17 protein-coding genes and 1 tRNA gene are annotated in these 25852 nt (G+C 50.3%); 8 read left to right on the top strand and 10 right to left on the bottom strand.

Features of this window, described 5'->3' with window-relative positions:
* Positions 1 to 109: 109 nt before the first annotated feature.
* The 6 genes from V7S65_RS31495 to V7S65_RS31520 all read right to left on the bottom strand — a co-directional run bounded on the left by V7S65_RS31495 (position 110) and on the right by V7S65_RS31520 (position 8662).
* A tRNA-Lys gene (locus V7S65_RS31495) sits at positions 110 to 182 on the bottom strand.
* Between the two features lie 129 nt (positions 183 to 311).
* Positions 312 to 2780, bottom strand: a complete 2469-nt coding sequence (locus tag V7S65_RS31500) for a glutaminase family protein (protein ID WP_336389524.1) — start codon at positions 2778 to 2780, stop codon at positions 312 to 314.
* Positions 2781 to 3083: 303 nt separating this feature from the next.
* Entirely contained in the window at positions 3084 to 4379 is a 1296-nt protein-coding gene (locus V7S65_RS31505; RefSeq protein WP_336389525.1) for a hypothetical protein, read from the bottom strand.
* Between the two features lie 99 nt (positions 4380 to 4478).
* On the bottom strand, positions 4479 to 6773 hold the full coding sequence (locus V7S65_RS31510; protein WP_336389526.1) for a family 20 glycosylhydrolase: 2295 nt from the start codon (positions 6771 to 6773) through the stop codon (positions 4479 to 4481).
* Between the two features lie 110 nt (positions 6774 to 6883).
* Complete coding sequence (locus V7S65_RS31515) at positions 6884 to 7483, bottom strand: pseudouridine synthase (RefSeq protein WP_111580356.1); 600 nt, start codon at positions 7481 to 7483, stop codon at positions 6884 to 6886.
* Positions 7484 to 7513: 30 nt separating this feature from the next.
* Positions 7514 to 8662 carry a putative sensor domain DACNV-containing protein gene (locus V7S65_RS31520; protein WP_336389527.1) on the bottom strand — a complete coding sequence of 383 codons (1149 nt, stop codon included), beginning with the start codon at positions 8660 to 8662 and terminating at the stop codon, positions 7514 to 7516.
* A gap of 234 nt (positions 8663 to 8896) precedes the next feature.
* Between V7S65_RS31520 and V7S65_RS31525 the strand changes: the two genes are divergently transcribed.
* The 8 genes from V7S65_RS31525 (at position 8897) to V7S65_RS31560 (ending at position 20852) form a co-directional block, all read left to right on the top strand.
* Complete coding sequence (locus tag V7S65_RS31525; protein WP_079472317.1) at positions 8897 to 9481, top strand: RNA polymerase sigma factor; 585 nt, start codon at positions 8897 to 8899, stop codon at positions 9479 to 9481.
* Positions 9482 to 9547: 66 nt separating this feature from the next.
* Positions 9548 to 10711 (top strand): FecR family protein, encoded by a 1164-nt coding sequence (locus V7S65_RS31530; protein ID WP_336389528.1) that lies wholly within the window; start codon positions 9548 to 9550, stop codon positions 10709 to 10711.
* A 257-nt stretch (positions 10712 to 10968) separates the two neighbouring features.
* Positions 10969 to 14358, top strand: coding sequence for a SusC/RagA family TonB-linked outer membrane protein (locus V7S65_RS31535; RefSeq protein WP_336389529.1), 3390 nt, complete (start codon positions 10969 to 10971; stop codon positions 14356 to 14358).
* A 22-nt stretch (positions 14359 to 14380) separates the two neighbouring features.
* Positions 14381 to 16267, top strand: coding sequence for a RagB/SusD family nutrient uptake outer membrane protein (locus tag V7S65_RS31540; protein ID WP_336389530.1), 1887 nt, complete (start codon positions 14381 to 14383; stop codon positions 16265 to 16267).
* Positions 16268 to 16295: 28 nt separating this feature from the next.
* Positions 16296 to 17456: a DUF5000 domain-containing lipoprotein gene (locus tag V7S65_RS31545; protein WP_079472321.1), complete on the top strand. Its 1161-nt coding sequence runs from the start codon at positions 16296 to 16298 to the stop codon at positions 17454 to 17456.
* A gap of 26 nt (positions 17457 to 17482) precedes the next feature.
* Entirely contained in the window at positions 17483 to 18676 is a 1194-nt protein-coding gene (locus V7S65_RS31550) for a DUF4998 domain-containing protein (RefSeq protein WP_336389531.1), read from the top strand.
* A gap of 10 nt (positions 18677 to 18686) precedes the next feature.
* Positions 18687 to 20036, top strand: a complete 1350-nt coding sequence (locus tag V7S65_RS31555; RefSeq protein WP_336389532.1) for an alpha-L-fucosidase — start codon at positions 18687 to 18689, stop codon at positions 20034 to 20036.
* Between the two features lie 111 nt (positions 20037 to 20147).
* Positions 20148 to 20852, top strand: a complete 705-nt coding sequence (locus V7S65_RS31560; protein ID WP_079472325.1) for a 3-keto-disaccharide hydrolase — start codon at positions 20148 to 20150, stop codon at positions 20850 to 20852.
* Between the two features lie 23 nt (positions 20853 to 20875).
* On the opposite strand, the gene V7S65_RS31565 is transcribed toward V7S65_RS31560, so the two are convergent.
* The 4 genes from V7S65_RS31565 to V7S65_RS31580 form a co-directional block, all read right to left on the bottom strand.
* A complete protein-coding gene (locus V7S65_RS31565; RefSeq protein ID WP_336389533.1) occupies positions 20876 to 21898 on the bottom strand; it encodes an MlaD family protein in 1023 nt (340 codons plus the stop codon).
* Between the two features lie 3 nt (positions 21899 to 21901).
* The gene (locus V7S65_RS31570; protein WP_079472327.1) at positions 21902 to 22675 is read right to left on the bottom strand and encodes an ABC transporter ATP-binding protein; all 774 of its coding nucleotides are present in this window, start codon (positions 22673 to 22675) and stop codon (positions 21902 to 21904) included.
* 2 nt (positions 22676 to 22677) lie between these two features.
* Positions 22678 to 23472, bottom strand: a complete 795-nt coding sequence (locus tag V7S65_RS31575) for an MlaE family ABC transporter permease (RefSeq protein WP_079472328.1) — start codon at positions 23470 to 23472, stop codon at positions 22678 to 22680.
* Between the two features lie 243 nt (positions 23473 to 23715).
* Positions 23716 to 25776, bottom strand: a complete 2061-nt coding sequence (locus V7S65_RS31580) for a TonB-dependent receptor (RefSeq protein WP_336389534.1) — start codon at positions 25774 to 25776, stop codon at positions 23716 to 23718.
* Positions 25777 to 25852 lie beyond the last annotated feature (76 nt).

Consider the following 25852-nt stretch of genomic DNA (forward strand, 5'->3'; position numbering starts at 1 on the left):
ACCCAAATAAAACTAAGTAAACACGAATCGCGCAATCGCACTTTGATAGACTAACAAATAGACCAAAAACAAAAAACCCGCGCAGTGCGCAGGTTTCAAGTTTCTCCAGTGATCCCCTTGGGACTCGAACCCAAGACCCATACATTAAAAGTGTATTGCTCTACCAACTGAGCTAGGGAATCTTCCTTTTTTGTTTAACGGAGTGCAAAGATAGGAATTTCTAAATTACTTCCAAACTCATTTTGAATAATTTATCCACATCAATTGAAATGAAGCCCTTTCCACACAACGCAGAAAGGGCGCATAGCAAATCATTTCAAAGAAACAGCAGCAGGATTAAACTTCGCATCCAGCATCTTCATAAAATACCCTCCTACTACACTCCTCGCCTGAAATCCCACCATCTTCCCATTGGTAGTTTCATGCCAGTCGCTTAGCGGTACCCGTGTAGTCGTGCCCGTTACATAGGTATATAAAGGTGCTACCAGCGCGTCAAAGTCGGAAGAGTTATCAGTAAGTACAGCCGTCCACATAATCCAGTCTGATTTGGTGTAGGTTTTACGGCTGTCCAGTGGTAGTCCGAATTTATGTTGTTTGGTCAGGTAAAAGTCTGTTTCCTTTTTGTACACTGCCGCGGGAAATAAGTTAAAGTTGAGCACTTTGTCCCATACCATGTTGTACTTCTGGCTCCAGGTATTTTTGCTTTCGAAAGCAAGACTGAAATGATCACCATCATCAGCGAGCTTCACCCAGTTGGCGGCCATTTCTTTGGCGGCGTTTTCGTATTTGGTGGCAACATCGGTAAGACCTTGCAGCTTCGCCAGCATAGCGTATGAACGGATACCGGCAATCGCTTTCAAAGAAAGATTGGTATTACGCGCAAGGTGGCCTGCAAAATCATCTGTACATAGTTGATTAGCGGGATCGAAGCCTTCTTTCAGCAGGTATTCCGCCCAGGTGGTGAGCGTTTTCCAGTGTTTTTTGGCGTAGTCCGCGTTGCCTTCTGCGCGGGCAATAGCGCCTGCCAGCACCAGCATGTTACCGGATTCTTCTACCGGCATGCCTTCGCCGTAGGCTTGTCCGTTGGCGAGTGGATAGGTGCCCAGGTCGTGTGCGGCATAAGGCTCGGTGAATTTGCCGCTTTCAGAGAAATAGAAGATGCCGTTCATCATGCCTTTCAGTAGGTCGGGGTTGTAGAGCAGGAACAGCGGGGCAGATGGGTAGGTAACATCTACCGTATTAATACAACCATTGCTGAAGTTTTCTTTGGAAAGGAAAAGGATTTCTCCCTGCGGACTCTTAGCCAGTTTGTGTGCGGAAATAGCTTGTCTGTAGGCCAGTTCGCAGAGTTTTGCGTACGTTTCGCCGCCGGCGCTTACGGCATCTTTACGCAGCTGCGCATTGAATTTCGCGCATTTGCCGAGGATGGAAGCGTAATCGGTATAGGCGGCATTCAGTTGTTTATCGATGGTTTGGGTGGCATCATTTTTCCACCATGCTTTCAGGTTGGTATTGAAATACTGTAAAGCGTAGAGGTCATCGTAGCCGAGCAGGAACAGCTGTTCTTTAGGCGTGGCGTTTACGGCGCCCAGGTCCACAGCGGTGCTAAGCACCAGTTGCTTATCCAGTTTGGTGCTGGCGGAGGTACCGTTGGCAAATGCAGCCATCGCATCACCGGCGTTGCTTACATATTGCACCGGGCGGGTGGCCGTTGGTGTGGCAATGTACATGTAACCCCAGTCTATCCGCAGGTCGTCGCCTTTCTTTTTCAGCATAGGCTGTTCTTTGGTGCCGGCTTTTAAAACGGAGAGCTGTCCGTTGGTATATTTAGAGGTGGTTACTGCCTGTGCGGGCACGTTTACGCTGATGTTGGTAGAGGCGCCAAAGTACACCTGCACTTTGTGAGCGGCGTTGTCGTTGGAGCTTACTTTATAAGAAATATAAGAGATGGGCCTCGACAGCAGCATCAGGTCGTCCATCAGCAAGGGAGAGGTAAAGGTGAGGGTTACATCTGCTTTGCCGCAGGTGAACTGGTAGCTGGTTTGTGTAGCGTTGATGTTCACCGCTGTCTGTATCCCTTTCTCTATGCCTTTGTTGCCCGGAGGAGGCACCAAACGCGCAATGCCTGCATCCAGGAAGGCGCCGCCGGCGGTGTTGAGGATATGTACGGCCAGTACGTTGCCTTTCGCCTTCAACTTACTTTTTACGGCCTCTGGTATCGGTTTGTAGATGTATTGATTCAGCCAGCCTTTATGCCCGTAAATTTCTTCTCCGTTGAGGTATACAGTAATATTATCATCATGAGAGATTTTCAGGAATAACTCTGCGGCCGACAGGTCGCCGGCATCGAATGTTCTCCTGGTCCACAGCTCGCGGCTTTCCCAGTGGGTGCCGCCGGAAGCTACGTTATCGCCAAATGGCGCTTTCCCTGATTTCCAGGCTTTGTCGTCAAAGGAGTTTTGCATCCAGCCCTCTGCAGGGGCGGTTTCGGTGTACTTTACCTGGTAAGGCGCTTCATCGCTGGTGGCAGCTATGGCCTGGTAGCTCTGCTCGTTTTGCCCCAGCACCCGGTAGGTAATGCCGTCCACTTTTACAAACCCGGTCAGCGACTGAGCCGCGCCGGTCCAGTGTTTGGTGGTACTGCCATTCAATTCATCGGTGGCCGACCAGATACTGAAGTAAGGATCATGCGTGATCAAAGGATAAGACGGAGCCTTTTGTTGTGCTACAGCGCTGCCGCCAATGCCCAGCAGGGCCAAAAATGCAAGTGTTCTCACCATAACGGGATTTGATAAATCGATTAAGCGTATTAAATACAATTATTAAATGTATTACATTTTCCGGGGGAATCATAACCGTTCATAAAAAAACGTCCCGGTCCCATAAACGTGATTAGTAGCAGCTGTCGAAAAAAATATCTCCGGAGGAAAGAAAATAAAAAAGCGCAAACCCTACTCCCGCCTTGGAGGCCCTGAGAAGCCTTGTCAGTACGGTTTCGGATCTGCGCGTATCTTAAATTAATTAAATGCCGTGCATGTAAGGAGCGCAAAAATACACTTTTGCATCAAATTCTTCATTAAATATTAGTGAAAGAAGGCAAACCATTCCGGACGGGAACGGATTAATGTGGCAATCCCCCATATCAGCACTGCCATACCCAACGCACCCCACGCCTTCTTATTCTTCCAGCTCCAGCCCAGCACCACCGGCAGTTCCCAGTACTTGATCAGCAAATACACCAGCAGTCCGCCCATGCCTGTCCAGGTAAGTAAAAGTATCCCCAGCTGCGATCCCATCACTACCACCGCAAAAAGAAAGCCCAGTGTAACCAATTGCAGCCAGATATAGTTTTTACCACCGCTGTGAATTACATCTGCTATGGAGATAAACAGCAACGCCCCCGTCAGGAAAACGGTCAGCATCAGCAATGCCTCTTTCAGCAATACCGGCGCCAATAACAACACCACCCACACCAGCAGGGAAATAAGCACATAAGAGGCGGCACGCTGATCTTTCGGCCGCAACCGCTCATAGGAAAAAGGAAACAGTAAACGGCTCAATGCCTTTTCCATGCTCCGTAAAGGCGGCAATGTAAATATACCCACCATAGCAGGCACTATCACTTCATACGGATACCATACATCCGCGCACACCTGCATCACCCACAACACCGCACCGGATGTAAGAAGCGCCGGCACAGATACATATAAAAAAGCCTGCAACGGCGTGTTGTAATGATCAAAACTCTGCAGAATAATATGTGTATACTGCTTCGCAAAATACCGGCGTGTAAGGATGGCCGTTAGTTGCGTCCATAACAGCACCAATCCCACGTGAATTACAACGGTACGGATAATCAGCTCCGGGATCAAAGGCCCCCAGTAAATACCCGCCAGCGCTACTATCAGCAACTCCCAGCTAAGCATCTGCGGCGAAAATAACCGCCGGAACAACGGGTAAAAATTCCTGACCAGCCATTGCCAGGCGCCCGGTAAATACCGGCCAATCAACTGCACTGCCGCAAAAGCAGCTACCAGCGCGGCCAGCCCCAGCAACAGCCGGGAAGCGGTAAACACGCCCCGGAGCGCCTGCAACCGCGAAGGCTTCTTAATAGTATAGGTAAGCTCTGTATTATTCAGCAACTCCGTTGCCAGCAGCTTACCCTGCTCAGGGGTAATAGCGTTCAACGCCGGTTGGTGCACACGCCAGAAGCTGTCTGCTTCCGCAGCACTTGCCCAGGTGTTTAAGGTGCCATATTGATACAACAACGTTCTTTGCTCAGAACTAAGGGAGGCCAGGATCTTCGCCAGCGCGGCATCTGTTGCAAATGCCGGTTGACTGAGGATTAACAGGAACAGGAATATTTTTATAATACGCATAGATGGTATCAAAAATAACAAAAAAATCCACTTCCCAAAAAGTAAAGAAGCGGATAGCTTACCGCTACCCGCTTCCTTTATTTTTTAAACACCTCTTTTTTATAACCCTGCTCCCAGCCAGCTGTCCGGCACGGGTTGCAGCTTGCTGCCATTTACGCTGTATTCCAGCTTCAGCGTGTATCCGCCTCCGCCTTCTACAAACGCTGCTTTAATGGGATGCCAGCCTTTCTCCAGCGCTACCTGCCCGCTTTTCTGCAACGGCGCATGCCAGCCGTCGTTATTCACCACTTCCTGGTCGTCGATATATAATATGGCGCCATCATCTGCGGTGAGGTAAAAGCTGTAGATGCCGGTAGCCGGTACGTTGATATAACCATACACCCTTGCGCCAAACGGACCGCCGCCTTTACCCATGCCTTCCGGAATGATAACATTGTTCACACGGATGGAGCTGTCGGCCTGCTCCTTGATTTTGGTAGCGCTTTTATAGGCGCCTTCAAAATAATCCAGCTTCAAACCCTGCCGCGCATCTTTTACCACGGTAGCTTTGCGGTAGGCTTCTTTGCGGTAACGAAGGGTGTAAATATCGCCCCGGTTGCCCGCCGGACTGAAAGCCGCCAGCTTTATCGTTTGCGGCTCACGGATAACATAGTTGTCCGGTAACACGGCTGCCTGCTCACCCGGAATAGTACCATCCGTTGTATAGCGGATAGTCATGTCCGTTAGTGGCTTCTTTACTTCCAGTGCCACCTGGTCTACAAACACATTATCTTCTGTAAAACCATCCAGGTCGGGTAAGCGATAGTGTACACCCAGCAAATCCAGGCGTTTGTATTGTTCGTTCAGGCGTTGCAGGTAGCTGTCGTAGTTGTTGCGGTTGGTCCACAACACTTCGGCCAGCGCGGTCATGCGCGGCATAAACATATAGTCGGCGCGCTTCTCCGAAGGAATGTACTCTGTCCAGATATTCGCCTGCGCACCCATAATGTGCTTCGCTTCGTCGGCTGTTAAGCCTTTGGGCACCGGCTGAAAATGATATACATTATAAATGGAGTTGCGATCGGGAACGGCATCGAAATACAGCGGGTTGCCTGGCGTCATGATCACTGCGTTGCCGTGCCGCGCTGCTTTTACAGGAGCATCAGGCACCCAGGCGCGCCAGTACATCAGCACTGCCGTAGGACTGATACCTCCTTCCAATATCTCATCCCAGCCAATCAGCACCTTGCCTTTCGAGTGGAAAAATTTCTCCATCCGTTTTACAAAATAACTCTGCAGCTCTTCTACCGTTTTCAGGTTATTGGCCTTCATCACTTCGGCACACAGCGGAGAAGCAGCCCAGCTGGTTTTCTCTACTTCATCCGCACCGAGGTGAATATATTTGGAAGGAAACAATGCGGCAATTTCTGTAAACACATCTTCCGCAAAAGCAAAAGTAGATTCGTTACACGGACAAATCGGCGTGGAGAAAGTCTTGCCCCAGCCAATTTCACCGCTGCAGGCAAGAAAAGGATATGCCCTGATAGCCGCCATCATATGACCCGGCATGTCTATTTCTGGAATAATTTCCACCTGCCTGTCGGCCGCATAGCGGATAATACCGCGCATCTGCTCCTGCGTATAAAAGCCGCCATACAGCGTTCTACCATCTTTATGAATGATGTGCTGCGTATCAATAGCCATATCAGGATTATTGACAGCCATCTTCATACAAACAGAATCCTGGTTGTTAAACTCTCTCCAGGCGCCCTGTGAAGTGAGCAACGGGTACTTCTTTATTTCTATGCGCCAGCCCTGATCATCGGTCAGGTGCAGGTGCAGCTTATTCATTTTATATAGTGCCAGTAAGTCGATGAATTTTTTGAGATAATCAACCGAGAAGAAATGACGGGATACATCCAGGTGCATACCACGCCAGCCGTAGGCCGGATGATCTTTCAGGAGCATGGCCGGAATGGCGACGCTTTTTAACGCAGGCGCTGTTTCTACAGCAGCCGGCATCAGCTGCCGCAATGTTTGAATAGCGCGGAAAAATCCTGTTGGCGTGCCGGCGGTAATCAGCAACTGCTGCGCGGTTACATCCATCGTATAGTCTTCCGCTCCTGCCAGCGCGGAGTTCTGTTGCAGCACAATGGCGCCTTTCACGGCTTTCTTTGTCACGCGTAATGGCTTACCCAATGCCTGGGTCAACAACGATTGCAGTTGCGCCGTTTCGGTAGTAAAGGCGGTCCGGTTAGCCGGCAACACCAGTCTGGTAGCAGGCGTAATTACAAATGACCCGGTCCTGGCCTCCAGTTGCTGCGGATAAGGAATTAAGGGATAGCGCTCAGATTGCGCGAAGGTAGCCTGCATCAGTAAACACAAAGCCCCTGCAAGCAAGAAAATCTTCTTCATAAAAAATCTCGTTAAAGCATGATGTCCAAACGGCAAACCTAATAAGAAACGTTGCAGTAAACTAATGGGATCTTCGCTTATCATGCAGCTATATTAATCCGCCGCAGATGCTAATCGTTGTAATCTGTTATTTTCAACAGGTGAAAAAACTCTTCTTCGGGCAGTTCCCTTACTTCGCCGGGTTGCAGATCCCCCAGTAACAGGTTTTCGATAGACACGCGGATCAGCCGCTGGCAGCGGTGACTCACCGCCCCTACCATTTTACGCACCTGGTGGAATTTCCCTTCAGTTAAAGTGATCAGCAGCCAGGTATGCGGCACTTTAAAAGGCAGCTCCCGCGGATGATCAAACAATCCATCCGGGCGCTCCACTATTTCCACCCGGCACGGCGTGGTAATATATTCCTCGCCTTCGCCCACGCAAATAGGCACGCCCTCTTTCAAACGCTGCAGGGTAGCTTCGCTCATCTCCCCTTTTACTTTTACGAGATACGTTCTCTCATGCGGCATCTTCCCCTGGAACAGCAACCGCGTCACCTTTTTATTGGTGGTTAATATCAGCAACCCTTCGGAATGATTGTCCAGCCGGCCAATAGCATGCGTCCCTTCCGGGAACTCAAACGGCAGTTCCCCCAGCAACCTCACATCGTGAGAGCTGACAAACTGCGACACCATATCAAAAGGCTTGTTAATAATGAAGTATCTATGCATAAAGAGGCTGCAAAGTAAGGAATAGCGCCATTATATCAGCAGGATATCGATCCGGTGCGCCTGTACCAGCTGCTGGTGATTGGACCAGGAAAATATAGTAAAGTACCCATCCTGCGAAGCTACCAGCGCCTGCGAATCATGCTGGTCGTGTACAAACTGGGCGGCAGATAAATGCCGCGTTCCCCCGATGGCAGACGGATGGATCAGCGTAGGCACGCCGCCTTCTATCGGCTCGGCCAGCAATACTTTATCGATCGGCCACGCATCTTTGGCGCGCGTGATCTTGGCGCCAAAAGCCAGCAACTCCTGCTGATCGTTTACAATAGTAGCGCCATCTACGGCCGTAAGCCCGGTGATATTCTCCACTTCACGGCGGAGCGCGTTCTGCCAGAAAATTTCGGTTACGCTTTTGCCATCATAACGCATCAGGTCCGCCACCCCGGAAAAGGCCGGGTGGATGGGGTATTGAAGCGGGTGAATAATGGATTCGCGCCAGGCGTCGCTGTTGGAGGGTGTTACCAGTAAAATACCACCCCGCTTATGCGCCCGCATGGACACGGCTATTTGTATCAATACATTTACGCTGTTGTTCCATAAACAGGAAGGCGTTAACCCCAGCAGGGATTTCAGGATCGGCGGACTATCAGGCAATGTTCCACTATCTTCATTCACCACCTTCACCTGGTCGCCGCGGAGCATGGCCACATTGGTAAATTTACCCAATCCGGCCGCACGGCGGTGTTTTACCACCAGGAGTCCCGGCTCCGATACGTCCAGTACAAAGCAGAGGTTGGGTAGTTTTATAGTAGTGCCCCATACATACAGCTCGTCGCCCACAGGCCATACACCAATATGAATACCGGGGCGTTCCACGCCCGGCGCCAGTTTGGTGAGCAGCTGCGGCGTAAGCAGCAGGGGTTTCTCAAAAAGCAGGGGCTTGCCCGCCTGTACAGGAGGCAAAAACGCCAGGGAAATCCGGATGGCATTCCCTTCTTCCTTGCGGAGGCTGGCCCAAAAGGCTACGTCAATAATCTTTTCCACCTGCCAGGCAGCCGGCACCGTGGCGAGATCATCCTCCCCGTTTTCTTTCGCGGCGCAGAGATGTTTCTTAAAATGTGCTTCTATTGTTCCGGCCACCTTGGCGGCAGCCTGGTATGTTGCTTCGTTTGCTATTTCCATAAATCCTGGTCACATTTAATCGTCCTTATATAATATTAAACCGCTAATTTAAATCATTTAGGAATAGCAGGCGGTGGCCGGGAGGTATGCAGCAGGTAAGCGCATTTTTGGTAAATATGGTAGACCATGCTCCCCGCTGCGTTTACTAAAAGCTAAAATACTATTAATCGTGGCGAATTTACGGTTAACAAGCTATCTCTAAATCAAGTAATTTGGTTGTACTTGTAACCACGTATGGAAATTAACACCTACAATGAAAGGGAGCTTTTGTTGAGCCTCGCTCAAGGCAACGATCATGCCTTTGCGGGGGTATTCCATCACTACCGTCACCGCATATACGCTATTGCTTTCCGCCTGCTCAACTCTGCCTCACAGGCCGAGGATATTGTACAGGATGTTTTTATGAAGATGTGGCTGAAGCGCTATGAACTCCATGAAATCAGTCACTTCAAAGCATACCTCTTTACTACTACCCGCAATCATATTTTCACCTCGCTGAAGCTGCTGGCCCGTGAACAACTCATGGAATCAGAACTGTCGGCCACTATGGTGCAGGAAGTAAGGGATGCCCACATCATTCACAAGGAATATGAACAGATCCTCCAGCATGCTATTGCCCAGCTGCCGCCCCAGCAGGAACTGATCTATAAACTCAGCAAGGAAGAAGGACTGAAAAGAAATGAAATCGCCGACCGCCTCCAGCTGAGCCCCGAAACCATTAAAGTACACCTGGCCAACGCCATGCGCTCTATCCGCGCCTTTTGCCTCACCCGCATGGACCTCAACACATTCCTGATCCTGTTATGGATGTGCAGCTAAAAAAAATTTCCACGGGCACTAACCCATGTGCTTCTTTTTATAGTCTCCTTAATCAAATCGCTATTCATGACAGTATCCCGATTCAGATACCTGTTTGATCGTTACTACACCCGGCAATGCACCCCGGAAGAACAACAGGAGTTTATGCTCCTGATGGAACAGTCAACACATGACGAAGAACTGAAACACCTGCTCGACGAACTGCTGCTGCATGCAGATGACGACGCCGGCGCCATGCCGGACGACACCGCCGCCAACATGCTGCAGCAGATCATGGAAACAAAAAACAGCGAGCCACAGCCCGCGCCCATCCGCGTTATGCCGGTATGGAAACGCGCAGCTATAGCGGCCTGCGTGCTCGGCGTACTTGCGCTGGCAGGCTATAAATTATATGTAAAAACCAGCGCCGTTAACAGGCCCGTGGCCAGCAACCACACCCCTGCCCGTAAAGAAGAACACGCCCGCCTGGTACGCGGCGATGGCGCAGTGATCGACCTGGAACAACATAAAGACACGGAAGTAGATGTACAAACCGGCGTATCCGTTGCCCGTAAAGGCAACACGCTTTCGTATAACAGCAACAATTCCATCACCCCCACCATCAATACGCTCTATACCAATAAAGGTGGCACCTACCAGCTGGTATTACCCGACGGCACCAAAGCATGGCTCAATGCCGCTTCCTCCATCCGTTTCCCCACCGCATTTACCGACAGCACCCGCGAAGTAACCATCCAGGGAGAAGTATATTTTGAAATAGCGCAACAGGCCAGTCAGCCTTTTATTGTAAAAGCCAACACCATGAAAATAGCGGTACTCGGTACCCACTTTAATGTGATGGCATATGAAGAAGAACAAAACATCTGCACCTCCCTGCTGGAAGGAGCTGTAAACATCATCAGCGGAAACACGGTACGGCAAATGAAACCGGGCCAGCAGGCGCTCGTAAACCGCGAACATAATGGTATCAGCATCAGCAACGCCGATGTAGATGCAGCCATCGCCTGGAAAGAAGGCCGCTTCGAATTTAATGGCAACATCAAAAGTATTATGCGCGAACTATCCCGCTGGTACGATGTACAGTTTGTTTATGAAGGCGAGCTGACAAACAAAGCTTTCGCCGGTACCTTTTCCCGGCACGACAGCCTGAAAGATATTTTGCAACAACTGGAATTAACAGGTAGTATTCATTTCAACATCAACGATAAAACAATAACAGTAAGTCCGTAAAAACCACGCGTATTTTTTTTAGTTATGAAAAAAGAAATAAGTCAGCCAAAATCAACGACAGCTTAACATTCAAAGCTTTTACCGACAGTGAATAAGCAGCAGCGGCCAGTACGCACCGGCGTAGCTATGCCCTTATGTTCCTGTTCCATCATCAACCTTAATAACATGCTAAATCGCAGTAAAAAATGATGCAAACTTCTCTGAAAGTCCGCCATAACCGGTGGCATGTTTCATCGAACCAAAAACTATTATGCTTTATGAAACTAACCTTTCTACTGCTGCTCGCCGCCGTTCTGCAGGCTCACGCCACCGGCTATGCGCAGCCCGTTACGCTCCACGTAAAAGCAGCCCCTCTCACGGAAGTGATTAAATCAATCAGGAAACAAACCGGGTATGTATTTGTGTTTGACCTCCAAATGGTGGAAAACGCCAGACCGGTTAACTGTTCACTGGAAAACGTTCCGCTGGAACGCTTGCTGGACGATATTTTCCGGGACCAGCCACTTACCTGGACCATCGTTAAAAAAACAATTATCCTTAAAAAGAAAACGCTCATCGCCTCCACCGTTCCTACCGGCGTGGTGCGCATAAAAATAAAAGGACAGGTAACGGAAAGCAACGGCACCCCTATGGTAGGCGTGTCCGTTGTAAATAAAACATCCCGTACCAACGCCCTCACCGACGAACTCGGCATCTTCACCATAGAAGCCAATGTAGGCGACAGCCTCCTCTTCACCATGATCGGTATGCTGCCACAGGCCGTACAGGTGAAAAACGATAAACTCCTGAAGATAACGATGCAGCAAAAAGTATCGGATGTAGGAGAAGTGGTAGTGGTAGCCTATGGCACCCAGAAAAAAACCAGCATGGTGAGTGCGGTTACCAGCATCAATCCAAAAGAGCTGAAAGGCCCCACCAGCAACCTTACTACCATGCTCGCCGGCCGCCTGTCGGGTGTAATCTCCTACCAGCGCAGCGGGGAACCCGGCAGGGATAATGCCAGCTTCTTTATACGCGGTATCACCACCTTCGGAACCGGTAAGGTAGATCCACTCATCCTCATCGATGGTATGGAATCCAGCACCAACGATCTCGCCCGCCTGCAGCCGGATGATATCGCCGGTTTTTCTATCCTGAAAGATGCCACCGCATCATCCCTCTACGGCGCCAGGGGCGCCAACGGCGTGGTATTGGTAACCACCAAATCCGGCGTGGAAGCAAAAACATCTTTTAATGTACGCTTCGAAAACTCCATCTCCAGCAATACCCGCAACTTCAAATTTGCAGACAACATCACCTACATGAAGCTGGCCAATGAAGCCGTGCTTACCAGGTTCCCGCTGCAGGATGTACAATATTCCCAGTCGAAAATAGATCATACCGCCGCCGGCGATGATCCGCTGCTGTACCCGAATAATAACTGGATCGAACAACTGATCAAAGACTACACCGTAAACCAGCGTACCAACTTCAACCTGAAAGGCGGTGGAAAAATAGCCCAGTTCTATATTGCCGGTACTTATAATGTGGACAATGGCGTACTGAACGTAGATCAGCGGAATAACTTCAACAGTAACATCAAACTAAAAAATTATTCGCTGCGCTCTAATGTAAACATCAACCTCACTCCCACTTCACAGGCAATTGTACGCACCTACGGCCAGTTCGATGATTATAACGGACCCGTAGGCGGCGGCGCCGGCCTCTTTTCACAAACTGTGTGGGCCAATCCCGTGATGTTCCCCGCTGTTTATCCCGCCAGCTATGCACCGGAACTGAAACATCCATTGTTTGGTAACGCTGTAAAACCGGGCTTTAACAGCCTGCCCGGCAACGGAGGCAATCTCTATAACAACCCTTACGCCAACTCCGTTTCCGGCTATCAGCAATACAATACCTCTACCCTGCTGGTGCAGCTGGAACTGAAACAGGACTTCAAATTCCTGCTGCCCGGACTCACCGCCCGGCTTATGGGTTACACAGAACGCTACTCCTATTTCGATGTTACACGCAGGTACACGCCTTATTTTTATACCATGAAGTATGACCAGTTCACCAAACAACCGGTACTCACTTCTCTCAATACCAACGGTACCGAATACCTGGGCTATGAACCCGGTAATAAAATACTCAACACCACCGCATACATGGAAGCCGCGGTGAACTACAACCAGCAGTTCAATAAAGTACACAACGTGTCCGGTATGCTCATCGGCCTGGTACGCAACTACCTTACCGCAAACGCCGGCTCGCTGCAAACATCCCTGCCACACCGCAACCAGGGCGTATCCGGCAGGTTTACCTACGACTACGACAGCCGCTATCTCGCGGAATTTAATTTTGGATACAACGGCTCTGAAAGGTTTGCCAGCAACCACCGCTTCGGATTTTTCCCCTCCGCCGGTATCGCCTGGAACCTCCAGAACGAAGCCTTCTTTAAACCGTTCTCCAAAAAAATAGATAAACTGAAACTCCGCGCTACCTACGGACTGGTAGGTAACGATCAGATCGGAAATGAAAACGACCGCTTCTTCTACCTGTCGGAAGTAAATATGAACGACAATAGCAAAGGCGCCTCCTTCGGAGAAAGAAGAAGCTACTACCGCGATGGCGTTTCCGTGAACCGTTATGAAAACCGCGACATCACCTGGGAAAAATCATACAAAACAAATCTCGGTATGGAACTCGGCCTCTTCAACGCCATGAACATCACGTTGGATGTGTACCAGGAACACCGGAAAAATATCCTCATGACACGTAGCACCATCCCCAGCACAATGGGGCTGAATGCCGCCACACAGGCCAATGTAGGCGAAGCCTCCGGTAAAGGCGTGGATCTCTCCGTCGACTATACGAAAAGCTTCAACAACAATTCCTTCGTACAGTTCCGCGGCAACTTCACCTACGCCACCAGTAAACTGCTGGTAAATGAAGAACCCATTTACCCCGAAGCATACCGCTCCCGCGTAGGACAACCACTTTCCCAAGCCTGGGGCTATATCGCAGAAAGATTATTTGTAGATGAACAGGAAGTAGCCAATTCGGCCTACCAGAACTGGGGACAGGTAGTAATGGGCGGAGATATCAAATACCATGATGTAAATGGCGACGGGCAAATCAACGCCTCCGATGCCGTACCCATCGGGTTGCCCACCACACCGGAAATCACTTACGGCTTCGGATTTTCTTTTGGTTACAAACAACTGGACCTTAGCTTTTTCTTCCAGGGCTCTGCGCGTTCTTCCTTCTTTATCAGCTCCTACGAAATTTCACCGTTCGTACTCAATGAAGGCGGGCAGCATGGCCTGTTACAAGCCATTGCAGATGATCACTGGAGCGAAAGTAACCGCAACCTCTATGCGATGTGGCCACGCCTCAGCGATTATTTTGTGAACAACAACAATCAAACCTCCACCTGGTGGATGCGCAGCGGCGACTTCCTCCGGTTAAAGTCTCTCGAAATGGGATACACTTTTTCCAAAAAGCTGCTGGATCGTGTACGCATGACCAACGCACGCATCTACGCCAATGCCTCCAATCTTTTTGCGATCAGCAAATTTAAAACCTGGGATCCTGAAATGGGAGGCAACGGACTTGGCTACCCGGTACAAAGGGTTATCAATATGGGAATAACCCTGGGACTTTGATTCACCGTTTAACTGTGCAAATATGAAACATACCAATACGCTCAATATACGCCGCTACCTGCAATGGTGCGGGCTATGCATACTCCTGCTATCTGTCGCTTCCTGTAAAAAATTCCTCGATGTAGTGCCGGATAATGTGGCCACCATCGACAATGCTTTTACCATGCGCGCAGAAGCAGAAAAGTACCTGTTTACCTGTTACTCCTATCTTCCCAACAGCGCGGACCTCTCCACCAATCCCGCCCTCGTGGCCGGCGATGAGTTCTGGATGGTACGCCCATACAGCACCAGCGAAACACCCTGGCAGGTAGCACAGGGCTTCCAGAGCGCCAACAACGTGTATATGTCTAACTGGGGCAGGTACTACAGGGCGCTGCGCGACTGTAACATCTTCCTGGAAAATATCCATAAAGTGGTAGACATGCGCCAGAGTGAAGTAAACCGCTGGAGTGCAGAAGTGATTTTTCTCAAGGCATATTATCACTGGCTGCTGCTCCGCCAGTACGGCCCTGTTCCCGTGATCCGGTACAACCTCCCCATTTCCAGCACCGCGGAAGAAACCAAAGTGCCGCGCGAACATGTGGATACGGTGTTCAGCTACATCTCGCACCTGCTGGACACTGCCGCTGCAGGATTGCCGGAAATCATTGCGGACCGCTCTACAGAACTGGGACGCATCACCAAACCGATTGCACTCGCCATCAAAGCGCGTGTATTGGTAACCGCTGCCAGTCCGCTGTACAACGGCAACACCGATTACACCGCTTTCAAAAATCCGGACGGCGCTCCCCTCTTCAATACCGCCTACGATGCCAACAAATGGAAAGTTGCCGCTGATGCCTGCAAAGCAGCCATAGACGCATGCGAAAGCACCGACATGCTGCTCTACACCTTCAGCCAGCTTGGGGTAACGTTGTCGGATACACTCACCCGGCAGATGTCTATCCGCAACAGCACCTGCGAACAATGGAACCCGGAAATCATCTGGGCCAACCCCAGTGTAAGCACCTACGAAATACAACGGCAGGCCATGCCCCGCCTCGATCCTGCCCGCATAGGCAATGAATCGGTACTGGGCAGCCTGGCGCCCACCATGAAAATTGCAGAGCAGTTTTATACAGACAAAGGCGTGCCTATGAGCGAAGACAAAACCTTCGATTACGCCGGCCGCATGAAACTCAGAACGGCGGTGAAAGCAGAAGGAGAACTCATACAGGAAGGATACACCACCGCAGCCATGCACTTCAACCGCGAGCCACGCTTCTACGCCGACCTCGCATTCGACGGCGCCATATGGATGATGCAGAAGAAAATGTTCCACATTGAATCCAAAGCAGGCCAATGGCAAACCCGCAAAAATATCTACGATAATAACGTTACCGGCTACTTCGCAAAGAAACTGGTGAACTGGAAAAGTGAAATCCTCGAAGGACAAGGTCTCTTTGTAGAAACACACCCCTGGCCGGAAATGCGGCTCGCCGATCTGTACCTGCTTTACGCAGAAGCATTGAATGAAACAGCAGGTCCGCAACCCGTCGCGTTTACCTACATCGATAAAGTACGCGCCCGCGCAGGATTGCAAGGCGTACAAGCCGCATGGACCGCCTACTCCCGGCAGCCCGGAAAATACCAGACCAAAGAAGGGTTCCGCCAGATCATTCAGCAGGAAAGATTAATAGAACTCGCAATGGAAGGCGCCCGCTTCTGGGATCTCCGCCGCTGGAAAAAAAGTATGGAAGAACTGAACAAACCTGTTACCGGTTGGGATGTGGACCAGTCGGACCCCATTTTCTACTACCGCGTCAGAACCCTCTACCGGCAAACGTTCCAGACCCGCAACTACCTCTGGCCGCTGGAAAACTGGGACCTGCTCAACAATCCGAAACTGGTGCAGGGCTTTGGATGGTAACCTTTCATTTATTTAAAACGCACACAACATGAACCACTTTAAATATATCCTGCCGCTTGCCTGCTTACTGCTGGCAGCCGCCTGCAAGAAAGAAACACATCAGCCGGTAAATACCTCCGGCGAAAAACCTGATGTAGTAACAAATCTCAGCGTTACAAATTTGCCGGGCGCCGCAAAAATTACCTACAGCCTGCCCGATAACAAGGATATCCTGTACGTAAAGGCCGTGTATGATATCAGACCGGGAGAGAAACGGGAAATAAGATCATCTTACTATAATAATTTCCTCGTGGTAGATGGCTTTGGCGATTCCGCCACCCACGAAATTTCGTTGTACGTGGTAAGTCGTAATGAAACAGCCTCCGATGCCGTAAAGACCACCATCAAGCCGTTGTCGCCGCCCATGCTGATTGTACGCAAATCGCTGGAAGTAAAAGCAGACTTTGGCGGTATCAACCTCACCTTTAAAAACGATACCAAAGCAGATATTGCCATCGTTACCCTCACCACCGATTCCTTAGGTGCATTCACCTCGTCTGATGTTCATTATACCAAACTGGAAGGCGGTAACTATTCCATCAGGGGGTTTGCAGCAGAGAAAAGAAAGTTTGGATTTTTTGTAAGAGACAGGTGGGGTAATCAGTCAGATACCCTCATACAGGAACTGACGCCCATCTTTGAAAAACTGCTGGACAAAGCGAATTTCAGGGAAGTGAAATTACCGGGAGATGTGGACTACGGCTGGGGCCTGCCTATCCCCAACCTGTGGAACGGAACCTTGTGGCACTCCGCAGATAAACTCGATGGCATGCCCATGTCTATCACTTTCGACCTCGGCGTAACGGCGCAACTGAGCCGCATTACCCTGTGGCAACGGCCCAATGAATGGATCTATTTGCAGAACAATGTCCGCAAGTTTGAAATATGGGGCTCCACCAATCCCGCCTCCGATGGCAGCTGGGACAGCTGGACCCGCCTCGTGGAACATACCGTGATCAAGCCTTCCGGCCTGCCCGTAGGACAAAAAACACAGGACGACATAGATGCCAGCATCGCCGGCGAACAAATGACCGTGCCACTGGACGCTCCACGTGTAAGGTATATCCGCGTAAAAATACTCCGCACCTGGACCGATGGCGGATACGCCGCCAACATCCAGGAAATGAAGTTCTGGGGTAACGACAAATGATGATCATCTTACCAAAAACAAAATTTATGCGCATCCTTCATTCTATCATATTATATAGTGTACTGCTGACAACCATCAGCGCCTGCACCAAACAAAGCGACTATAAAAAATACCTGGGCAACGGCGAAATATTGTACACCGGTAAAGCAGATTCACTCCTGGTACACGCCGGCCGTAACCGCGTACAGCTGTCCTGGCTGCTGATCTCCGATCCAAAGATCAGCCGCGCCAAAATTTACTGGAACAACCACAAGGACTCCGCTATGCTCGATATCAAACGCACCAGCGGCGTGGATACCATCCGCTACTTTATCAGCAACCTCGAAGAGCGGGCCTATACCTTTGAAGTGTATAACTACGACCGCGATGGTAACACTTCCGTAAGATCAGAGGCAACCGGTTTTGTATATGGTAGTTTTTATGAAGAAGCCCTGCTGACCAGGGCTTTCAGCAACGCAGAAATGAAAGACGGTAATGCGGAAATAACCTGGACCAACATCGATACCACCGGTGGTATCATTGGTATGCAGCTGCAATACACCACCAGCGACAACGTGGCACACGACACCATTATCGCCGCAGAAGCAGAAGGCCAGGTAACCGTGCTTAATAATTATCTTTCTATGAGCAGCTTCCGCTACCGCACCCTGTACATACCGGATAAACTTGCAGTAGATACCTTTCACACCCCTTACGAAACAAAAGGCGTAAAGGAAGATATCACGCAAACATATATACGTAACCCGGGGAATCCTTTTATACTCGATGATACCAAACCTTTTAGTGGCCGCTTCGGACAGGTGAAAGACTGGCAATACAACACCGAAGCATCCAAAAACGGCACCTATGATAATATTGATGGCACCGGCCGGCTCACCATGTGGATCTGGGGCAACGGCCCTATCACCAACGGAAAGATCTACCAGACGGTTGCCCTGCCCGCAGGTGAATACCGCTTTGAAGCAGAAGCCTCCAATATTGATAACACCCTGGAAAATACCTGGCTGCTGGTGGCCGCAGGCAACGCATTACCGGATGTAGACCAGGTAAATACCGCATTGGGCGCCGCAAGGTTTGTAAACAATAATAATAAATACGCCTCTGCCGCATTTACGCTCGCAGCGCCGGCTACCGTTACCGTGGGATTCACCGGCACCTTTACCAATCCCTCGGAACAAACCATCCGTATAAGCAAAGTATTACTGATCAGAGATAAATAGCAATTGCATCATGAACAAACCACTTAGGAAATTAGGGATCATCCTGCTGTTATGCAGCCCGCTCATCGCGCTGCAGGCGCAGGAGAAAAAAATGATCGGACAGGAAACACCGGCCCAGAAAGAAAAACGCATGGCCTGGTGGACACACGACCGCTTCGGCATGTTCATCCACTGGGGCCTGTATGCACTGCCCGCACGCCACGAATGGGTGAAACATAACGAACGGCTCACCAATGAACAATACCAAACTTATTTCGACTTATTTAACCCCAACCAGTTTGATCCGAAGTCCTGGGCAAAACAGGCAAAGGCCGCGGGAATGAAGTACGCCGTACTCACCACCAAACATCATGAAGGCTTTTGCTTGTTTGACTCCAGGTACACCGATTACAAAGCCACCAACACCAAAGCCCACCGCGACCTGGTACGGGAATTTGTAAACGCCTTCCGCGCAGAAGGCATCAAAGTAGGGTTCTACTACTCGCTGATCGACTGGCACCATCCGGATTTCACCATCGATGGCATGCACCCGCAACGGGTAGAGAACGGCGCCGACAGCACCTACGCACGGCTCAACAAAGGCAGGGACATGAACAAATACCGGCAGTATCTCCGCAACCAGATCTCGGAGCTGCTTACCCAATACGGTAAAATTGACATCCTCTGGCTCGACTTCTCCTACCCCGGCAAAAACGGAAAAGGTAAAGACGACTGGGATGCCGTGAACCTCCTGAAAATGATCCGCAAACTGCAGCCCGGCATCATCGTGGACAACCGCCTCAACCTCGAGGAATACGAAGATGGCGCCGACTTCCTCACCCCCGAACAGGTGAAAGTGGAAGAGCTGGCGCAATACCGCGGCAAAACATGGGAAACCTGTCAGACCTTCTCCGGATCATGGGGCTACTACCGCGATGAAAACTCCTGGAAAAGCACGCACCAGCTGCTGGAACTTCTCATCGGCTCCGTAAGCAAAGGCGGTAACCTCATCCTGAACGTAGGTCCCACCGCCCGCGGCCTGTTCGACTACCGCGCGCAAAGTGCCCTCGGCAATATCGGCGACTGGATGAAAGGCAACAGCGAGTCCATTTACGGCTGCACCTATGCACCAGAGAGTTTCGAGGTACCCAAAAACACCATGCTCACCTACAATCCCACCACCAAAAGATTGTATGTACACCTGCTGGAATACAACAACCGCCTGCAACTGCCGCAATACAAAGGCAAAATAAAATATGCCCAGCTGCTGCATGATAACTCAGAAGTGAAATTCACTACTGACGGCAACAACATCATATTAAACCTGCCGGAGAAACAACCTAATATGGAAATTCCCGTGGTGGAATTAGTGCTGAACTAAACAGGATTTAAGCGAAGGGAGAAAGGCAGCTCCCTTCGCTTAAATCAATTCATACAGGGAACGGGAAACTTATTATATTTAGTTTTTAAAAAGATCCCGATAAATTCCTTTATGAAGAAATATCTTTTCTCTGCCCTCACAGCCGCCGCTTTGCTGGGCGGCATAGCCAACGTACACGCACAAACGCGCAGCCTGTTTAACTTTAAGGACCTCAGCGGATGGCACATCGATGTTCCCGCTATGGACAAAGATCCCAACGTGAAAAGCCCTTTCATTGTAAGGAACGGTGTTTTTGTAAGCCTGGCCAATCCACAGGGCCACATCATTACCGACGCCAGTTACGAGAACTTCCGCCTGGAAGTACAATACCGTTTCCCGGCCAAACCTGGCAACTGCGGCGTACTGGTATTCGCTTCTACCCCACGGGTATTATATGATATGTTCCCTAAGTCCATTGAAGTGCAATTGCAACATAACGATGCGGGGGATTTCTGGTGCATAGGGGAAGATATCACTGTTCCGGATATGGAAAAACGCAGGGGACCGAAAAATGAATGGGGCGCCGTAGATGGCAAAAAACGCCGCATCATCAATCTCACTGATGGTTCCGAGAAGCCGCTGAAAAAATGGAATACCATGATCGTGGAATGCGTAGGCAACGCCATAAAGGTATGGGTAAACGGCGACCTTGTTAATTACGGCACCAACGCCACAGCCAGCAAAGGACAAATTGCGCTCCAGGCAGAAGGTTCGGAAGTGGAGTTCCGCAAGGTGGACCTCACGCCTATTACAGCATTCTCCGAAAAAGGGCATTAGCAGCCGCAGGGAAAAACGCTTTGTTACTTCTGCGCCTGACGCTCCGCTTTTTCCTTTTCTTTTTGTGCTTTCCTTTCCCGCTTCGCCTGTTTCCGGAAGTAGCCGCGGAACAGGAAATTATTCCGCAACGCCAGCATGTTGGTATCCAGTTTCTGGGTACCGCTTTCGAGGTTATAGATCGTTTCTTTAAAAGCATCCGCCAGCAGGGTATCCTTTAAGAGCATGCCCACCGGCGCTTCCGGATCATCCAGGTTGGCCCGCAACCCTGCACTGGCCTGCCGCAACTCCTGTACGGTTTGGTTGGCGTTGAGCGCAGCGCTGTTCATTTCGGTAACGGCTGTACGAAGTTTTGCAAATACCAGCGTATCAGTTACCAGGTCGTTGGACAATACACCTTTGGTTTGCAGTTTGGCAGCATACAATGATAAAGCACCCGTGAGCCGGCGGGTATTCACCACCGCGTCATTCAGTCCGGCCATCGTGGTATTGAGATCTTTGTAGATAGTATCCTCGGTAAGCAATCTCCCTAAAGTACCTTTCCCATCTACTATCCTTTTCGTGATCACTTTCAGGTTGTCAGTGATTTCCACCAGGCTTTTATTGTTTACCTGGAGGGTGCTCATAATTTCTTCCGTGCTTAAACCACTGGCCACATGCAACTGATCGCCGTTTTCTATTACCGGCATATTGGGCGTGCCGCCGGACAGCATCACGATTTTATTCCCCATCAAGCCTTCGGAGCTGATACGGGCCTCTACATCTTTATGGATAAACTCCTGCGAGCTTTCATCAATATTCATTAATACCAGGATCTGGTTGGTTCTTACAAAACTGATCTTCTTCACCGTACCGATCTTTACGCCGGAGTACAGGATATTACGGCCTACGGATAAGCCGTTTACATCTTTAAAATAAGCCTTCACCTGGATGGACTTACTGAACAGTTTCTGTTGCTTGCCCAGCATCATAATGGCCGTAACAAAAATAACAAGGCCCACGAATACAAAGATGCCTACAATAACAGCGCGTTTTTTTCCTGCTTCCATAACTTACTGTATAAAATTATAGTCGTAAAAACTTTTAATAAGTCCTTCCTTCTCGTTAAATACTTCTTCAAAACTTCCCTGCCGTATAAATTTCCCTTCATCCATTACTGCTACCCGGTCGCCCACTTCTTTGGCACAGGTTAGATCATGGGTGATGATGATAGAACTCGTATTGAACCTTTCCTGTACCGCGATGATCAGTTTATTCAGTTCCATACTGGTGATAGGATCCAAACCGGCAGTGGGCTCATCATACAGCATAATTTCCGGCCGCAGGATGAGGGTACGGCCAATGCCTATTCTTTTCTTCTGGCCACCCGATAGCTCCGACGGCATCTGGTTGATGGTTTCCGGTAACCCGATGGCTTCCAGTACAATGTCGATCGTTTTCCGGATCTGGTCTTTGGTCATGTCCCGCTGGTTACGCTTCAATGGGAAGGCCAGGTTTTCCCCTACTGTCATACTATCGTACAGGGCGCTGCTTTGAAAAGAGAACCCTACCTTCAGCCGCAGTGCGCGCAGGGCGGCATCTTTGAGCTGATCCACTTCTTCTCCCAATACATTTACCGTACCGGCATCCGGCTTCAGCAACCCGATGATGATTTTTATCAGCACCGATTTACCGGTACCGGACCGACCCAGCACTACCACATTTTCGCCTTTATGAAGATCGAGGTCTATTCCCTGTAATACATGCTTCTGCCCAAACGACTTATAGAGGTTCCGGATACTGATCACGGTTTCATTCATATCTATCTGGTGACCATTTGTTTTCATGACTAGCGGATGGAATTAAACACGTGAACAATAATTACTTCTTCTATAAAAATCAGGAACATGGATACGATCACCGATACATTCGCTGCCTTACCCACGCCCGTGGTGCCCTGGCTCGCATTAAAGCCCTGGTAGCAACTCACAATACCAATAGTAAACCCGTACAGGATAGCTTTGGTAAGCGCCGTGGTATAATCAAGGAACGTGATCTGCGCAAAGGCATTGTCAAAAAATGACACCAGGCTGGTTTGTTCGTGGGCATGTACATCAAAATAAGAACCCAGGCAACCAATGAGGGCATTATAAAACATGAGCAATGGCAAACAAACCGTCATGGCAATTACACGGGTCACCACCAGGTAACGGAAAGGGTTAATCGCGGATACCTCCATCGCATCAATCTGTTCTGTTACTTTCATGGAACCCAGCTCCGCACCGATGCTGGAGCCCACCTTACCCGCACAGATCAGCGCTGCGATCAGTGGCGCCAGCGCTCTCACCACCGCAATAGCCACCAGCGACGGCAGCCACGCCGTAACCCCAAACTCCGATAAAGTAGGACGGGATTGCTCCGTAAACACCACGCCGGTGATAAACCCCGTTACCGTAACAAGGGCCAGCGACTTATACCCCACCTGGTAACATTGCCGCACAAACTCGCCCCATTCAATAGGAGGCCGGAATGCCTCCCTGAAAAAGCGGGCTATAAAGACGGCGATATCATAAAACTGGAGAAAAAAGCCATCAATTTTTGCGGTTATGACCGGCTTATCCGATTTTCCGTTAGTAGAATTCATCTTCTTGTAAATGCTTACTCACTTATTACAATTCTATGCCGCTTTTGTTAAATACGCAGTTGTTAATGTCAGGCCCCGCTGTGACAGGAATTTTAACCCCGTGGCGCCGGAAGTCGCTGCATGTGCACAATACCCCGTGAGGATGTCCCTTCACATTACGGTCATTATCTTCCCCAACTGCACAAAAAAAATGCAGCGGAATATTGTTCCGCTGCATGATCTGTGGTGGTGAATAGCTGATTATTATAACTGCATGCTGATGCCACCGAAATAATTTCTTCCCGGCGCAGGGTTGTAATACCGGCCGCCGAAAGCGTTAAGATCGTTACCCAGGCTGTAATTTACATTCAGCAGGTTATCTGCACCGGCGCGTACACTGATGCCGCAACGGGAACGCAGCGGTAGTTTCCAGCTCACATTGGCCTGCAGCAGGTGGTAGCCGCCGGCAAAAACGCTGTTGGCATCGTTCAGTGGTATGCTGCTGGTAAAAGTATGCTGCGCATATAACGACACCGCCGCCGGGAACTGCCACAACAAACTGCTCACCAATACATGCTGTGGCACACCGGTGAGTGCATTCCGTGAATAGTCTTTCCCATCGGCGCTTACATAGTGGTTAAACTGGAAGTCGCTCAGCGTGTAGCCTTCCTGCCACCGGATGCCGCGCAATACGCCGCCGGTGCGTGGTTTCATCAGCCACCACATGCCCTGTACCTCTATTCCTTTCTGCTGAACGCCACCGGCATTGGTAAAAAACTCCTCGCCGCTGTCGTGCTGCCGGAGCACAATAGCGTTTTGCATTTTGTAATAAAAGAAGGCCGCGTCGATAGTGGCCGTATGATGGCGGGAAGCCGCGCGTACGCCGGCTTCATAGTTCCAGCCGGTTTCCGGTTGCAGCGCCGTGTTGATCACGTTGTCGGATGCACGAACTTCCGCCGTAGCCGGTGGGGAGTAGCCCCTGCTTACCGTAACCCGGCCCGTTACCTGCGGGGTAAAGAGGTACGACAGCGAGAAACGCGGCATCAGCTGCGGCGTAAAATTGATTTTCGTGTGCCCGTTGCTGTTGTAGCTGTAGCCATAATAATTTAAACTGGCGGCCGCTTCAAAGGTAAACGCCTGCACGTTGGCCTGGAAGCGGGTAAAGAAAAAGTACTGACTCGCTTTTAGTTTATCTGCAGCCATCACCGTATCGCGCTTCCCCTGCTTGTTACCATAATTGATGACGTCGGTGGTGGTTTGCTGCCACTCTGCGCCATTCAGCCATTTCCACTGGAACAGGGAAGTGCGCTGCGGATCGTTGGTCCATTGCAGGTAGGTGCGGAAGCCGGCGGTATTTTCATCGCGGGCTTCATAGTTGGTGATAAAAGGATTTTCGAAATGGGTGTTGGCCCCGAACACCGACAGCACATGCTGCAACCGGGGCGTGAACTGCGCTTCATGGACCAGTCCGCCCTGAAAAGTGCGGTTATAGATCCCCGCCTTTTGCGCCACCGCGCCCGGTGTGGCGGGCGTGCCCGGACGCGCCGCACGTGGATTAGCCTCACTTTGTGCAAGGGTAAGTCCTCCCGGTGTGCGGTACGACAAATCAGAATAAAACGCCATCAACTTCAGGGCGTAGCCGGGTTTGTATTCCCAGCGTTGAGCCGTTTGGGTATAAGACCGTTTCATGGCAGTATTCTGGCGGTAGCCATCTGCCCGCTGGTATCCCTGGAACACCTGCACCTGGTAGTTTTTCCATTGCTGCTGCCAGGCCGCGCTGCCATGAAACAGGCCATAGCTGCCTCCCTGCAGGTTTACCTGCAAATGATGGGTATCTGCCGGCGGCAGGAAAAGATCCAGTCGCACCACGCCGCCGGAATTGGCGCCAAACAGGCTGCCATCCGGTCCTTTCAGTATTTCGGTGCGACTTACCGCGTCAGCATCAATAAGATTGAGATAAGTATTGCCTCCCGCATCGGTCAGCGGGATATCATCTGCATAAATTTTAATATTCCGGATACCAAAGGGCGAACGGAGTAAACTACCCCTGATGGATAAACGATAACTGCCCGGCGACCTTTCCTCCATTCGTATACCCGGCACCGTGTTCATGGCTGGTAACAGGGAAACGCCCTGCTGAAGCTGCATATCGGCCGGCGACAGGATACTCACGGCAGTGGGTACACGCTGCAGGGAAGCTTTTGAATAATAGGATTGTACTACTACCTCCGGCAGTTGCTGCAGGGTATCCTGCTGGGCCTTGAGCCCCGAAGAAAAGGATAGTATGGTTAATAAAATGCCCACAGGCAAAACGCTCATTCGCATGTCAGTAGTTCTTTATCCGCCGCGGAGACGGTCATCTTTCGGCTTAAGATATAAATATTTCTGCGAATGCAACCGC

The organism is Chitinophaga sp. CCNWYY40, assembly GCF_037483205.1.
Taxonomy (GTDB): Bacteria; Bacteroidota; Bacteroidia; order Chitinophagales; family Chitinophagaceae; genus Chitinophaga; species Chitinophaga ginsengisegetis.

Bases quoted from the DNA above. Each gene is read 5' to 3' on its own strand.
- V7S65_RS31545 (WP_079472321.1), top strand. From the start codon at position 16,296: ATGAACCACTTTAAATATATCCTGCCGCTTGCCTGCTTACTGCTGGCA.
- V7S65_RS31565 (WP_336389533.1), bottom strand. From the start codon at position 21,898: ATGGAAGCAGGAAAAAAACGCGCTGTTATTGTAGGCATCTTTGTATTC.
- V7S65_RS31535 (WP_336389529.1), top strand. From the start codon at position 10,969: ATGAAACTAACCTTTCTACTGCTGCTCGCCGCCGTTCTGCAGGCTCAC.
- V7S65_RS31530 (WP_336389528.1), top strand. From the start codon at position 9,548: ATGACAGTATCCCGATTCAGATACCTGTTTGATCGTTACTACACCCGG.
- V7S65_RS31510 (WP_336389526.1), bottom strand. From the start codon at position 6,773: ATGAAGAAGATTTTCTTGCTTGCAGGGGCTTTGTGTTTACTGATGCAG.
- V7S65_RS31580 (WP_336389534.1), bottom strand. From the start codon at position 25,776: ATGCGAATGAGCGTTTTGCCTGTGGGCATTTTATTAACCATACTATCC.
- V7S65_RS31505 (WP_336389525.1), bottom strand. From the start codon at position 4,379: ATGCGTATTATAAAAATATTCCTGTTCCTGTTAATCCTCAGTCAACCG.
- V7S65_RS31540 (WP_336389530.1), top strand. From the start codon at position 14,381: ATGAAACATACCAATACGCTCAATATACGCCGCTACCTGCAATGGTGC.
- V7S65_RS31555 (WP_336389532.1), top strand. From the start codon at position 18,687: ATGAACAAACCACTTAGGAAATTAGGGATCATCCTGCTGTTATGCAGC.
- V7S65_RS31515 (WP_111580356.1), bottom strand. From the start codon at position 7,483: ATGCATAGATACTTCATTATTAACAAGCCTTTTGATATGGTGTCGCAG.
- V7S65_RS31550 (WP_336389531.1), top strand. From the start codon at position 17,483: ATGCGCATCCTTCATTCTATCATATTATATAGTGTACTGCTGACAACC.
- V7S65_RS31570 (WP_079472327.1), bottom strand. From the start codon at position 22,675: ATGAAAACAAATGGTCACCAGATAGATATGAATGAAACCGTGATCAGT.
- V7S65_RS31560 (WP_079472325.1), top strand. From the start codon at position 20,148: ATGAAGAAATATCTTTTCTCTGCCCTCACAGCCGCCGCTTTGCTGGGC.
- V7S65_RS31500 (WP_336389524.1), bottom strand. From the start codon at position 2,780: ATGGTGAGAACACTTGCATTTTTGGCCCTGCTGGGCATTGGCGGCAGC.
- V7S65_RS31525 (WP_079472317.1), top strand. From the start codon at position 8,897: ATGGAAATTAACACCTACAATGAAAGGGAGCTTTTGTTGAGCCTCGCT.
- V7S65_RS31520 (WP_336389527.1), bottom strand. From the start codon at position 8,662: ATGGAAATAGCAAACGAAGCAACATACCAGGCTGCCGCCAAGGTGGCC.
- V7S65_RS31575 (WP_079472328.1), bottom strand. From the start codon at position 23,472: ATGAATTCTACTAACGGAAAATCGGATAAGCCGGTCATAACCGCAAAA.